Genomic DNA, 12731 nt, shown 5'->3' with positions numbered 1-12731 from the left:
CGCCGCTCAGTCCGCCGGGCTGAACAGGTCCACGCGGTCGGTGACGATCCCGTCGGTCCCCAGCGCGATGAGGCGCGCGGCGGCCCATTCGTCGTTCACCGTGTAGCTGAGGCAGCGCATCCCGGCGCCGTGCACCTGCGCCACGACCGCCTCGTCCCACAGCGCGTGGTTGCAGACGATCGCCGCGCAATCGAGCTGGCGCGCGACGTCGAACCAGCCGTTCCACAGCGTGTCCAGCAGCAGCCCGCGCGGCAGGTGCGGCGCCGAGGCCTGGGCGCCGGCCAGCGCCTCGGGCCGGAACGAGGTGAGGAACGGCGGCACCGCCGCGTCGGCGAAGCAGCGCGCCGCCTCGCGCGCGACCACCTCGCCGGTGTGCCGCTCGACGCCCGGGGTCGGCTTGATCTCCAGGTCCAGGAAGTACCCGCCGGCGCGGCAGAACCGCATCAGGTTCTCGAGCGTGGGCACCGGTTCACCCGCATAGGCGCGCGAGTGCCAGCCGCCGGCGTCGAGCCGGGCCAGTTCGCGCCACGGCTGCTCGCCGGCGATGCCGGCGCCGTTGGTCGTGCGCTCCAGCGTCGCGTCGTGCAGCAGGAAGGCGACGCCGTCGGCTGAGAGCTTGGCGTCGCACTCGAACATGCGGTAGCCGTGGCTCGCGCCCAGGCGGAAGGCGGCCATGGTGTTTTCCGGCGCCAGCTTGCCGGCGCCGCGGTGCGCGATCCAGCGCGGGTACGGCCAGGGCTTCATCAGCTCGCGATGCGCTTGCCGCTGCCGGCGTCGAACCAGTGCACGCGGTCCTCGCGCGGGCGCACGTGGATCGTGCTGTCGGGTTTCGGCGGCTCGACGTGGCCCTCCTCGTGGCGCACGATCACCTGCTCGTCGCCCAGGCGGCCATAGACCAGCCGCTCGGCGCCCAGCAACTCGGTGGTTTCCACCCGCAGCGGCCAGCCGGCGTCGGCGATGTCCAGGTGCTCGGGGCGCACGCCCATGATGGTGCCGGGCTTGCTGCCGGGCGCGTTCTTCAGCAGGTTCATCGGCGGCGAGCCGATGAAGCTCGCGACGAAGGTGGACGCCGGCCGGTGATAGACCTCCTCGGGCGTGCCGAACTGCTCCATCACGCCGGCGTTCATCACCAGCATGCGCTGCGCGAGCGTCATCGCCTCCACCTGGTCGTGGGTGACGAACAGCGAGGTGATGCCCAGCTCGCGGTGCAGTTTCTGGATCTCGATGCGGGTCTGCGCCCGCAGCTTGGCGTCCAGGTTGGACAGCGGCTCGTCGAACAGGAACACCTTGGGCTGGCGCACGATCGCGCGGCCCATGGCCACCCGCTGGCGCTGGCCGCCGGAGAGCTGGCGCGGCTTGCGCTCGAGCAGCTGGCCGAGTTCGAGGATGCCGGCGGCCTTGTCGACGCGGGCCTTGATCTCGGCGGCCGGCACCTTCTTGATCTTCAGGCCGTACGCCATGTTGTCGAACACGCTCATGTGCGGGTACAGCGCGTAGTTCTGGAACACCATGGCGATGTCGCGTTCGGCCGGTTCGAGCCGGTTGACCACGCGGCCGCCGATGTGGATCTCGCCCTCGGTGATCTCCTCGAGGCCGGCCACCATGCGCAGCAAGGTGGACTTGCCGCAGCCGGAAGGCCCCACGATCACGACGAACTCGCCGGTCTCCACTTCGGCGTTGACGCCGTGGATCACCTGGACTGCATGCTTGCCGGCGCCGTAGCGCTTGACGACATTGCGAAAGGAGATTGCTGACATTTCTATTTCTCGGAATCGACCAGGCCCTTGACGAACCATTTCTGCATCAGCAGCACCACCAGCGCCGGCGGGATCATCGCCAGGATGGCCGTGGCCATCACGATGTTCCAGTCGTTGGCCGCATCGCCGCCGGAGATCATGCGCTTGATGCCCATCACCACCGGATACATCGATTCGTCCGTGGTGACCAGCAGCGGCCACAGGTACTGGTTCCAGCCGTAGATGAACTGGATCACGAAGAGGGCGGCGACGCTGGTGGTGGAGAGCGGCAGCAGGACGTCCTTGAAGAAGCGCATCGGGCCGGCGCCGTCGACGCGCGCGGCCTCCACCAGCTCGTCGGGGACAGTGAGGAAGAACTGGCGGAACAGGAACGTCGCGGTGGCCGAGGCGATCAGCGGCACCGTCAGCCCGGCATAGGAGTTGAGCATGCCGAGGTCGGAGACCACCTGGTAGGTGGGCCCGATGCGCACCTCCACCGGCAGCATGAGCGTCACGAAGATCGCCCAGAAGAAGAACATCCGTCCCGGGAAACGGAAGTAGACGATGGCGAAGGCCGACAGCAGCGAGATCGCGATCTTGCCGATGGCGATGACCAAGGCGGTGATCAGGCTCACGACCATCATGCGGCCCACCGGCGCTGTCGAGGCGGCGCTGTCGCTGGTGCCCATGATGGCGGCGGTGTAGTTCTCGACCAGGTGCGGGCCGGGCAACATCGGCATCGGCACCTGGACGATGTCCAGCGCCGTATGGGTGCTGGCGACGAAGGTGACGTAGAGCGGAAAGGCGATGACCAGCACACCCAGCGCGAGCACCAGGTGGGAAACGGCCGTGGCGAGGGGACGTCGTTCGACCATATCAGTAGTTCACTTTTTTCTCGACGTAGCGGAACTGGATGACCGTGAGGGCGATGACGATCGCCATCAGCACGACGGACTGCGCGGCGGAGCTGCCCAGGTCGAGCGCCTTGAAGCCGTCGTAGTACACCTTGTAGACGAGGATCGCCGTGTCCTTGCCGGGGCCGCCTTCGGTGGCGGCGTCGATGATGGCGAAGGTGTCGAAGAAGGCGTACACCATGTTGATCACGAGCAGGAAGAACGTGGTGGGCGACAGCAGCGGGAACACGATGCTCCAGAAACGGCGCCACGGGCCGGCGCCGTCGATGGCGGCGGCCTCGATCAGGCTCTTGGGGATCGACTGCAGCCCCGCCAGGAAGAACAGGAAGTTGTACGAGATGTGCTTCCAGACGGCGGCGAACACCACCAGCGTCATCGCCTGATCGCTGTTGAGAAGGTGGTTCCACTCGACGCCCACCTTGCGCAGCCAGTAGCTCACGATGCCGATCGAAGGGGCGAACATGAACAGCCACAGCACGCCGGCGACCGCGGGCGCCACGGCGTAGGGCCAGATGAGCAGTGCCTTGTAGACCGACGCGCCGCGCAGCACGCGGTCGGCAAAGACCGCCAGCGCCAGCGACAGCAGCAGGCCGAGGCCCGCCACCAGGACCGAGAACTGGGCGGTGATGCGGATGGACGCGATGTAGCCGGGGTCGTCGAAGAGCCGGCGGAAGTTGTCCAGGCCCACCCACTCGATCGAGGCGCCGAAGGCGTCCTGCTGCTGCAGCGACTGCAGCAGCGCCTGGCCGGCCGGCCAGAAGAAGAAGATCGTGATGACAGCCACCTGCGGCGCGAGCAGCACCCACGGCAGCCACCAACTCTTGAAGCGAACTCGTTTTTCGACGGCCACGATACCTCTTGGGATCTGGATGGAAGGACCCCCGCCCGGCACGCTGGCGCGCGCTGGCGGGGGTCATATTGTCGCGCAGCGGGCCGTGCCCGCCGCGTCAGGGGGGGTGTCAGCCCTTGTTGGCGCGCTCGAAGCGTTCCAGCTGCTCGTTGCCGCGCTTGACGGCCGCGTCCAGGCCCTCCTTGGCCGACTTCTTGCCGGCCCAGACCTGTTCCAGTTCCTCTTCCATGATCGCGCGGATCTGGTTGAAGTTGCCCAGGCGCACGCCGCGCGACTTGTCGGTCGTCTTGCGGATCATCTGGTTCACGGCCGTATCGGTGCCGGGGTTCTGCTTGTAGAAGCCGGAGTCCTCGGTCATCTTGAAGGAAGCCAGGGTGATCGGCAGGTAGCCGGTGCGCTGGTGGCTCTTGGCCTGGATCTCGGCGTTGGTCAGGTAGTTGAAGAAGGCCGCGACCCCCTTGTACTCGGGCGCCGGCTTGCCGGACATGACCCACAGCGAGGCGCCGCCGATGACGGTGTTCTGCGGCGCGCCCTGCACGTCGGGGTAGTACGGCAGCGGGGCGATGCCGAAGTCGAACTTGGCGTTCTTCTTGATGCTGGCGTAGGTCGACGAGCTGGCGGTGGCCATGGCGCATTCGCCGGAGTAGAAGGGCGCGTCGCCCTTGTTGCCGCGGCCGCGATAGTGGAACAGGCCCTGCTTGGCCATGTTGGACAGGTTCTCGATGTGGCGCACGTGCAGCGGGCTGTTGAACGCCAGGCGCGCCTTGGTGCCGCCGAAGCCGTTGTTGTGCGTCGCGAACAGCGTGTTGTGCCAGGTGGAGAAGCTCTCCAGCTGGGTCCAGGTCTGCCAACTCGTCGTGAAGGGGCAGGCCACGCCGGAGGCCTTGAGCTTGCCGGCCGCCAGCACCAGCTCGGGCCAGGTCTTGGGCGGGTTGTTGGGATCGAGGCCCGCCTTCTTGAACAGGTCCTTGTTGTAGTTCAGCACCGTGGTGGAGCTGTTGAACGGGAAGCTCAGCATCTGGCCGTTGGGCGCCGTGTAGTAGCCGACCACGGCGGGGATGTAGGCCTTGGGGTCGAACTTGTAGCCGGCATCGGACAGGACCTTGCCCACCGGGACGATCGCGCCCTTGGCGGCCATCATGGTGGCGGTTCCCACTTCGTACACCTGCAGGATGTGCGGGGCGTTGCCGGCGCGGAAGGCGGCGATCGACGCCGACATGGACTCGTCGTAGCTGCCCTTGTAGGTGGGCACGACCTTGTATTCCTTCTGGCTGGCGTTGAATCCGTTGGCGAGGTCGACCACCCAGTCGTTCAGGCCGCCAGTCATGGAATGCCACCACTGGATCTCGGTCTGGGCCTGCGCCGGAATGCACAGGGCGAGGGCGACGGCTGCCGCGGAAAGTTGAAGCTTCATGGATTCTCCTTCTGTCAAGAACCTGGGAGTGTACGAACAGTTTGTGACAGGAGATTGGACAGCCGCGCTGCGCGCTCGGCAACCGGGTTTCCCTCAAGGCGCAGCGGCATGCGCCGGGCGCACGGATGGCCGCGCCGCGCCTGCGGAATGCTGCAGTGCGGTACCATCTTTCGCCCAGCCGCCGCGCGCCTTGAAGCCGCCACGCCCGCACGACACGCCGACCCGGAAAGCCGTTGGCCAGGGACGGCGCGAGCAGGCACCGACAGACGAATGAACGCACCCATCACGCTCACCCATCTCCTGGCCGATGTCGACGCCGGGGCGCCGCGCCTGCGCGAGATCCCCTACAACTACACGTCGTTCTCCGACCGCGAAATCGTCATCCGCCTGCTGGGCGCGCCGGCGTGGACGGTCCTCAACCAGCTGCGCGAGGAGCGGCATACCGGCCGCTCGGCCCGCATGCTGTACGAGGTGCTGGGCGACATCTGGGTGGTGCAGCGCAATCCCTACCTGCAGGACGACCTGCTGGACAACCCGAAGCGCAGGCAGCTGCTGGTCGACGCGTTGCACCACCGGCTGGCCGAGGTCGAGAAGCGCCGCACGCCCGACACCGACCCGCAACGCGACGCCCTGGTGGGCGACCTGCTCACGGTGGCCCGGGGCGCCGTCGAGTCCTTCGACCGCGGCTTTCGCGAGGTGGCCGACCTGCGCCGCCGCACCGTGCGCGCGCTCCGGCGCGTGACGGCGAAGGACAACATCAAGTTCGACGGCCTGTCGCGCGTGTCGCACGTCACCGATGCCACCGACTGGCGGGTGGAGTATCCGTTCGTCGTGCTGACGCCGGACACCGAGGCCGAGATGGCCGCGCTCGTGAAGGGCTGCATCGAGCTGGGGCTGACGATCATCCCGCGCGGCGGCGGCACGGGCTACACCGGCGGGGCGGTGCCGCTGACCTGGAAGAGCGCCGTCATCAACACCGAGAAGCTGGAGGCGATGACCGAGGTCGAGATGGTCGCCATCCCCGGCCACGACCAGCCCGTGCCGACGGTGTGGACCGAGGCCGGCGTCGTGACCCAGCGCGTGTCCGATGCGGCCGAGCGCGCCGGTTATGTGTTTGCGGTCGACCCGACCTCTGCCGAGGCGTCCTGCATCGGCGGCAACATCGCCATGAACGCCGGCGGCAAGAAGGCCGTGCTGTGGGGCACGGCCCTGGACAACCTGGTGTCCTGGCGCATGGTCACGCCGCAGTCGGAGTGGCTGGAGATCACCCGCCTGGACCACAACCTCGGCAAGATCCACGACGCGGACTTCGCGCGGTTCGAGTTGCGCTATTTCGAGGCGGACGGCAAGACGCCGGTGCGCACCGAGCGCCTGGAAATCCCGGGCCGCACGTTCCGCAAGGAGGGCCTGGGCAAGGACGTGACCGACAAGTTCCTGTCGGGCCTGCCGGGCATCCAGAAGGAAGGCTGCGACGGGCTGATCACCAGCGCCCGCTGGGTGGTGCACCGCATGCCGCAGCACACCCGCACCGTGTGCCTGGAGTTCTTCGGCAATGCGCGCGACGCGGTGCCCAGCATCGTGGAGATCAAGGACTTCATGTTCGCCGAGCAGCGGCGGACCGGCGTGGTGCTGGCCGGCCTGGAACACCTGGACGACCGCTACCTGCGGGCCGTGGGCTATTCCACCAAGTCCAGGCGCGCCGTGCTGCCCAAGATGGTGCTGGTGGGCGACATCGCCGGCGACGACGCCGACGCCGTAGCGCGCGCCACGTCGGAGGTGGTGCGCATCGCCAATTCGCGCAGCGGCGAAGGCTTCGTCGCCATCAGCCCCGAGGCGCGCAAGAAGTTCTGGCTGGACCGCAAGCGCACGGCCGCGATCAGCAAGCACACCAACGCGTTCAAGATCAACGAGGACGTGGTGATCCCGCTGCCGCGGATGGCCGAGTACACGGACGGCATCGAGCGCATCAACATCGAGCTGTCGCTGGCCAACAAGATCAGGCTGGCCGACGAGCTGGAGGCCTTCTTCGCGCGCGGCCAGCTGCCCCTCTCGCGCCACGACGACGCCAGCGAGATTCCGTCGCCCGAGCTGCTGGAAGACCGCGTCGGCAAGGCGTTGGAACTGATCCGGGGCGTGCGCGCCCAGTGGCGGGACTGGCTGGCCCGGGTCGACGCCCTGTTCCCGCAGTTGCAGGACCACAGCCTGCGCGCGAGCTGGAAGACGCAGATCCGCGCGCCGCTGCAGACGATCTTCAGCGGCCAGCCGTTCGCGCCGCTGCTGGCCGAGGTCAACGCGATCCACCAGCGGGTGCTCAAGGGCCGCGTCTGGGTGGCGCTGCACATGCACGCCGGCGACGGCAACGTGCACACCAACATTCCCGTCAACAGCGACGACTACGAGATGCTGCAGACGGCGCATGCGGCCGTGAAGCGGATCATGGTGCTGGCGCGATCGCTCAACGGGGTGATCTCGGGCGAGCACGGCATCGGCATCACCAAGCTGGAGTTCCTCACCGACGAGGAGCTGCGTCCGTTCGCCGAATACAAGCAGCAGGTCGACCCCGATGGCCGCTTCAACCGCGGCAAGCTGCTGCGCCATGCGCAGGCGGATTCGGCGACGTCGGTCTACTCGGACCTGACCAACGCGTACACGCCCAGCTTCGGCCTGATGGGGCACGAGTCGCTGATCATGCAGCAGTCGGACATCGGCGCCATCGCCGACAGCGTCAAGGACTGCCTGCGCTGCGGCAAGTGCAAGCCGGTGTGCGCCACCCACGTGCCGCGCGCCAACCTGCTGTACAGCCCGCGCAACAAGATCCTCGCGACCTCGCTGCTGGTGGAGGCGTTCCTCTACGAGGAGCAGACGCGGCGCGGCGTGTCGATCAAGCACTGGCAGGAGTTCGAGGACGTCGCGGACCACTGCACCGTCTGCCACAAGTGCGAGTCGCCGTGCCCGGTGAACATCGACTTCGGCGACGTGTCGATGAACATGCGCAACCTGCTGCGCAAGATGGGCCAGCGCAGCTTCAAGCCCGGCAGCTGGGCCGGGATGCTGATGCTCAACGCGACCAGCCCGGAGACGATCAAGGCGCTGCGGGCGGGCGTGGTCGGCGTCGGCTTCAAGGCGCAGCGCATGGCCAACAACCTGTTGCGCGGGCTCGCGCGCCAGCAGGTCTCGCGTCCGCCGGCCACCCATGGGGGCAGCGCGCCGGTCAAGGAGCAGGTGATCCACTTCGTCAACAAGAAGCTGCCGGGCGGCCTGCCGAACAAGACCGCGCGCGCGCTGCTGGACATCGAGGACAAGGATTACGTGCCGATCATCCGCGACCCGCAGGCGACCAACGCGGAAACGGAGGCGGTCTTCTATTTCCCCGGCTGCGGCTCGGAGCGGCTGTTCTCGCAGGTCGGGCTCGCGACCCAGGCCATGCTGTGGCACGCCGGGGTGCAGACGGTGCTGCCGCCGGGCTACCTGTGCTGCGGCTATCCGCAGCGCGGCGCCGGCCAGTTCGACAAGGCCGAGAAGATGATCACCGACAACCGGGTGCTGTTCCACCGCGTCGCCAACACGCTGAACTACCTGGACATCAAGACGGTGGTGGTCAGCTGCGGCACCTGCTACGACCAGCTCGCGGGCTACGAATTCGAGAAGATCTTCCCCGGCTGCCGGCTGATCGACATCCACGAGTACCTGCTCGAGAAGGGAATCACCTTGCCGCAAGGACAGGGCGGCTACCTGTACCACGAGCCCTGCCACAACCCGATGAAGCTGCAGGACTCGCTGAAGACGGTGAAGGCGCTGGTCGGCGACCAGGTGCGCAAGTCCGAGCGCTGCTGCGGCGAATCGGGGATGTTCGGCGTCGGGCGGCCCGACATCGCCACGCAGGTGCGCTTCCGCAAGGAGGAAGAACTGCGCAAGGACGAGGCCGCCCTGCGCGCGAGCGGTGCCGTTGCGGCCAAGGGCAACATCAAGATGCTCACCAGCTGTCCCAGCTGCCTGCAAGGGCTGTCGCGCTACACCCACGACCTGCAGAACGGGCTGATGGAGGCCGACTACATCGTGGTGGAGATGGCGCGCCAGATCCTGGGCGAGAACTGGCTGCCCGAATACGTGCACGCCGCCAACAGCGGCGGCATCGAGCGCGTGCTGGTGTGATGAAGCAGGCCGGCTGCCCCTTGTGCGAGAGCCCCGGCGGCGACCTGGTGTTCCAGGGCGCCGCCTTTCGCGTGATCCGCACCGACGAAGGCGGCTTTCCGGCGTTCTACCGGGTGGTCTGGAACGAGCACGTGCCGGAGCTGTCGGACCTGGCGCCGGCCGACCGCGCCCTCTGTCTCGACGCCGTCGTCGCCGTGGAACAGTCGCTGCGGGCCCACCTGCACCCGGCCAAGGTCAACCTGGCGACCCTGGGCAACATGGTGCCGCACCTGCACTGGCACGTGATCGCGCGCTTCGAGTGGGACAGCCACTTCCCGGCGCCGGTGTGGGCGGCCGCGAGGCGCGAGGCCCCGCCAGCGCAGCTGGCACGGGTCGCCGCGCTGCGACCGTTGCTGGCAGCCGACATGGTGCGGCAACTCTCCACGCTGGCGCCGGCCAACCCGCGGCGCTGACCGGACGCGGGCGCCGGAGCGCGGCGCCGAAGTGGGCATCCCTGGCAGAACGGTGTATAACTGTTCGTTACACCCTGCCACAAAGACAAGAGGAGCGAAGCTTCGCGATGGATGCCTCGCACAGTTCACCGCTGGTGCGCCTGGCGCTCGCCGCCGCGTTCGCGCTGGCGGCCAGCGGCGCGCAGGCGCAGGCGGCCGGGGAGGTGGAGTTCTCGCGCGGCGTCGGCTTCGCGCAGACCGGCACCCAGACCCCCCGGATCCTGGGCAAGGGCCTGCCGCTGCAGCAAGGAGATCGCGTCACGACCTCGGAGAACGGCTCCGCGATCATCAAGATGGCGGACGGCACCCGCATGACGGTGCGCCCCAGTTCCGAGCTGGTGCTGCAGCAATACCAGTTCAAGGAAAACGCCACCGACAACAGCATGCTGATGCAACTGGTGCGGGGCGGCTTTCGCGCCGTTACCGGCCTGATCGCCAAGAGCGGCCCGGACGCGGCCAAGGTGCAGACCAGCACCGCCACGATCGGCATCCGCGGCACCGACTTCGACGCGCGCCTGTGCGCCGGCGAGTGCGGCGCCGAGTCGGCGCGGGTCAGCGCGTCTGCCCGGCCCAACGCGGTGCTGGCCAGCGCCAAGGTCGTTTCGCTGCAGGGCGGCGACCTGTTCGCCGTCGACGCCTCCGGACAGCGGCGCCGCCTGGTCGACGGCGGCAGCGTCTACCCGGGCGACCAGGTGGAGACGGCCGGCGGAACGCGGGCGGTGCTGGCGTTCCGCGACGACAGCCGGATCACGCTCGGCTCCAACACCCGGTTCCGCGTCGACAACTTCATCTATGACGAGCGCAACGCGGGTGAAGGGCGCTTCCTGGTGTCGCTGCTCAAGGGGTCGGTGCGCGCCCTCACGGGCCTGATCGCCAAGGCGAACAACCGCAACGTCGGTTTCACCACCGCCACGGCCACGATCGGCATCCGCGGCACCGGGATCGACATGAATTGCACCGGCGCCTGCGCCGGCGAGCCGTCCCTGGACGGCAACTCGGGCCTGACGCTGTTCACCTGGCTCGGCTCGATCGCCGTCACGCCCGCCGGCCAGACGGCCCTGCAGGTGCTGCAGGCCGGCCAGGGCCTGTTCATCTCTCCCACCGGCATCCGCCCGGTGTTCACGCAGCCGCCGATGGAAGGCCCGCGCCCGGACAGCGTCACCGTGCCGCCGAAGCTCTTTTCCGCGGCGCCGGTCCAGGACACGCAGGAGGGCCTGTTCGTGTTCGTGCGCGAGGGCCACATCGCGGTGGCCTCGTCCACCGGGGAGATCCTCCACCTGGGCCGCGGCGAGGCCGGCTTCGCCGGGCCGCGCGGCGACACGGCGCGTCCGCTGCTGATCCCGAAGTTCATCGATTTCGACCGGCTGCCGCTGCCGACGGCGCGCAACCCCGGCGTGACGACGCTGTTGTCCGAGTCGGGCGGCCGCAGCAACAATCAGTGCCGCTGACGGCGTCCGGCGCTGTCGCGAGGCAGTGGGCCGCCCCGGCGGCCCACCCATTTTGAGAGAGGGACAAGAACAACATGGTCTCAGGCCTGCCCCCGACCGGCCCGCGCCGCGGCCGCATCCGCCTTGCGATCCTCGCCGCCGCCCTCGCGGGCGCGACGGCCGCCTCGGCCCAGGCGCCGGCCGCGCCGGCCCCGGCCACCGCCGCACCGTCGCCGGTGTTCGCGATCAAGGGATTCCAGGTCACGGGCGAGAATCCGCTGGGTGACGCCCGCACGCAGCAGGTGCTCGCGCCGTTCGTCGGCCAGGGCACCATCGACACCCTGCAGAAGGCGACGGCGGCCCTGGAGACGGCCCTGCGGGAGCGCGGCTTCGGCCTGCACCGCGTCGCGCTGCCGCCGCAGGAAGTGGGCGACGTCGTGCGGCTGGAGATCGTGAAGTTCACCATCGCCAAGGTGCTGATCGAGGGCAACAGCCGCTACGGCGACGCCAACGTGCGGCAGGCGGTGCCGGAACTGCGCGAAGGCGCGACGCCCAACTTCAAGCGCCTGGCGGTGCAGACGGCGATCGCCAACGAGAACCCCAACAAGCAGCTGCAGGTGGGCCTGCGCGAGTCGGAGGAGCCCGACCGCATCGACGCCGTGATCACCGTCAAGGAAAGCGCGCCCTGGAGCTTCGGCGTCAACGCATCCAACATCGGCGGCAGCGAATCGTCGGGGCGCGATCGCGTCACCTTCACGGCTGGTCACAGCAACGTGTGGGACCTGGATCACCAGGTGCTCGCCGCGTACACCACGTCGCTGGAGCGGCCGGGCGACGTCAAGCAACTGGGCCTGTCTTACCGCGCGCCCTGGTACCGGCAGGGAATGGTGGTGGGCGCGAGCTACACCCGCTCGGACGTGGTCGGCAGTTTCGGCACGTTCACCAGCACCGGCGCCGGCCACACGATGGGCGTGTCCGGCACCTGGTACCTCACGCCGGACGCGGGGCGCCGCAGTTACGTCACCCTCGGGCTCGAGGACAAGGTGTTCGAGGCCACCGTGATCAACGACGTGCCGATCGGCACCGATCGCCGCAGCCGGCCGGTGACCGTCGGCTATTCGGCACGCACCGACTCCGACACGGCCAGCTGGGGCTACAACCTCGACCTGGCCGCCAACACCGGCGGCGGCAGCTTCAACGACCTGGCTTCCTACCAGACCGAGGACCCGCGCATCACCACCACCCGGTGGAAGGCGCTGCGCGGCGGCGCCAACTACGCCGCGCCGTTCGCCGGCAGCTGGATGTGGCTGGCGCGCGCCAGTTTCCAGTACAGCCCCGACGTGCTGATCTCCGGCGAGCAGTTCGGCCTGGGCGGCATCGGCTTCGTGCGGGGGACCCGCACGGATCGTCCGGTCACGGGCGACAAGGGCATCGCCGCGTCGCTGGAGGTCACGACACCCGAGCTGCGGCCGGCGCTGCGGCTGGTGGGCTTCGCCGACGCCGGCTGGCTCGGCAACAACAGCCCGAACGGGGCCAACAAGCCGTCCGGCGACCGGCTCGCCAGCGTCGGCGTCGGCGTGCGCTACGGCGGGGAGCGGTTCGGCGGATCGCTCGACTACGGCCGGATCGTCAAGGGCAGCCGGGTACCGCTCGCGCTCAACTCGGCCTCGCCCCGGCGCGGCGACGACCGGGTGTACGTGAACTTCTCCTGGCGGTTCTGAGGCCCGTGCCGGGTAGGGCGAAAGCA

9 protein-coding genes are annotated in these 12731 nt (G+C 68.7%); 4 read left to right on the top strand and 5 right to left on the bottom strand.

The genetic code is table 11. From position 1 onward, the window contains the following. Window positions 1–6: 6 nt before the first annotated feature. The 5 genes from ugpQ to ugpB all read right to left on the bottom strand — a co-directional run bounded on the left by ugpQ (window position 7) and on the right by ugpB (window position 4914). Window positions 7–744 carry a glycerophosphodiester phosphodiesterase gene (gene ugpQ / locus RAMLITH_RS15885; RefSeq protein WP_168108408.1) on the bottom strand — a complete coding sequence of 246 codons (738 nt, stop codon included), beginning with the start codon at window positions 742–744 and terminating at the stop codon, window positions 7–9. Then, the gene (locus RAMLITH_RS15880) at window positions 744–1757 is read right to left on the bottom strand and encodes a sn-glycerol-3-phosphate import ATP-binding protein UgpC (RefSeq protein ID WP_168108407.1); all 1014 of its coding nucleotides are present in this window, start codon (window positions 1755–1757) and stop codon (window positions 744–746) included. The genes ugpQ and RAMLITH_RS15880 overlap by 1 nt, the downstream gene beginning before the upstream one ends. Before the next feature lie 2 nt (window positions 1758–1759). Further along, a complete protein-coding gene (gene ugpE, locus RAMLITH_RS15875; protein WP_168108406.1) occupies window positions 1760–2611 on the bottom strand; it encodes a sn-glycerol-3-phosphate ABC transporter permease UgpE in 852 nt (283 codons plus the stop codon). Between the two features lies 1 nt (window position 2612). After that, window positions 2613–3500: a sn-glycerol-3-phosphate ABC transporter permease UgpA gene (gene ugpA / locus RAMLITH_RS15870; RefSeq protein WP_168108405.1), complete on the bottom strand. Its 888-nt coding sequence runs from the start codon at window positions 3498–3500 to the stop codon at window positions 2613–2615. 109 nt (window positions 3501–3609) lie between these two features. Then, entirely contained in the window at window positions 3610–4914 is a 1305-nt protein-coding gene (gene ugpB / locus RAMLITH_RS15865; RefSeq protein WP_168108404.1) for a sn-glycerol-3-phosphate ABC transporter substrate-binding protein UgpB, read from the bottom strand. A gap of 270 nt (window positions 4915–5184) precedes the next feature. Between ugpB and RAMLITH_RS15860 the strand changes: the two genes are divergently transcribed. The 4 genes from RAMLITH_RS15860 (at window position 5185) to RAMLITH_RS15845 (ending at window position 12705) form a co-directional block, all read left to right on the top strand. Continuing rightward, window positions 5185–9066 carry a DUF3683 domain-containing protein gene (locus RAMLITH_RS15860; RefSeq protein ID WP_168108403.1) on the top strand — a complete coding sequence of 1294 codons (3882 nt, stop codon included), beginning with the start codon at window positions 5185–5187 and terminating at the stop codon, window positions 9064–9066. Continuing rightward, window positions 9066–9518, top strand: a complete 453-nt coding sequence (locus RAMLITH_RS15855) for an HIT family protein (protein WP_168108402.1) — start codon at window positions 9066–9068, stop codon at window positions 9516–9518. The genes RAMLITH_RS15860 and RAMLITH_RS15855 overlap by 1 nt, the downstream gene beginning before the upstream one ends. Window positions 9519–9625: 107 nt before the next feature. Then, window positions 9626–11005: a FecR family protein gene (locus tag RAMLITH_RS15850; RefSeq protein WP_168108401.1), complete on the top strand. Its 1380-nt coding sequence runs from the start codon at window positions 9626–9628 to the stop codon at window positions 11003–11005. Window positions 11006–11079: 74 nt separating this feature from the next. Continuing rightward, window positions 11080–12705, top strand: coding sequence for a ShlB/FhaC/HecB family hemolysin secretion/activation protein (locus tag RAMLITH_RS15845; RefSeq protein WP_168108400.1), 1626 nt, complete (start codon window positions 11080–11082; stop codon window positions 12703–12705). The last annotated feature ends 26 nt before the right edge of the window (window positions 12706–12731 follow it).

The sequence above is a fragment of the Ramlibacter lithotrophicus genome (assembly GCF_012184415.1).
Classification (GTDB): domain Bacteria; phylum Pseudomonadota; class Gammaproteobacteria; order Burkholderiales; family Burkholderiaceae_C; genus Ramlibacter; species Ramlibacter lithotrophicus.
The sequence above is the reverse complement of the archived record's forward strand: the minus strand, read 5'-3'. Positions and strand labels throughout refer to the sequence as shown.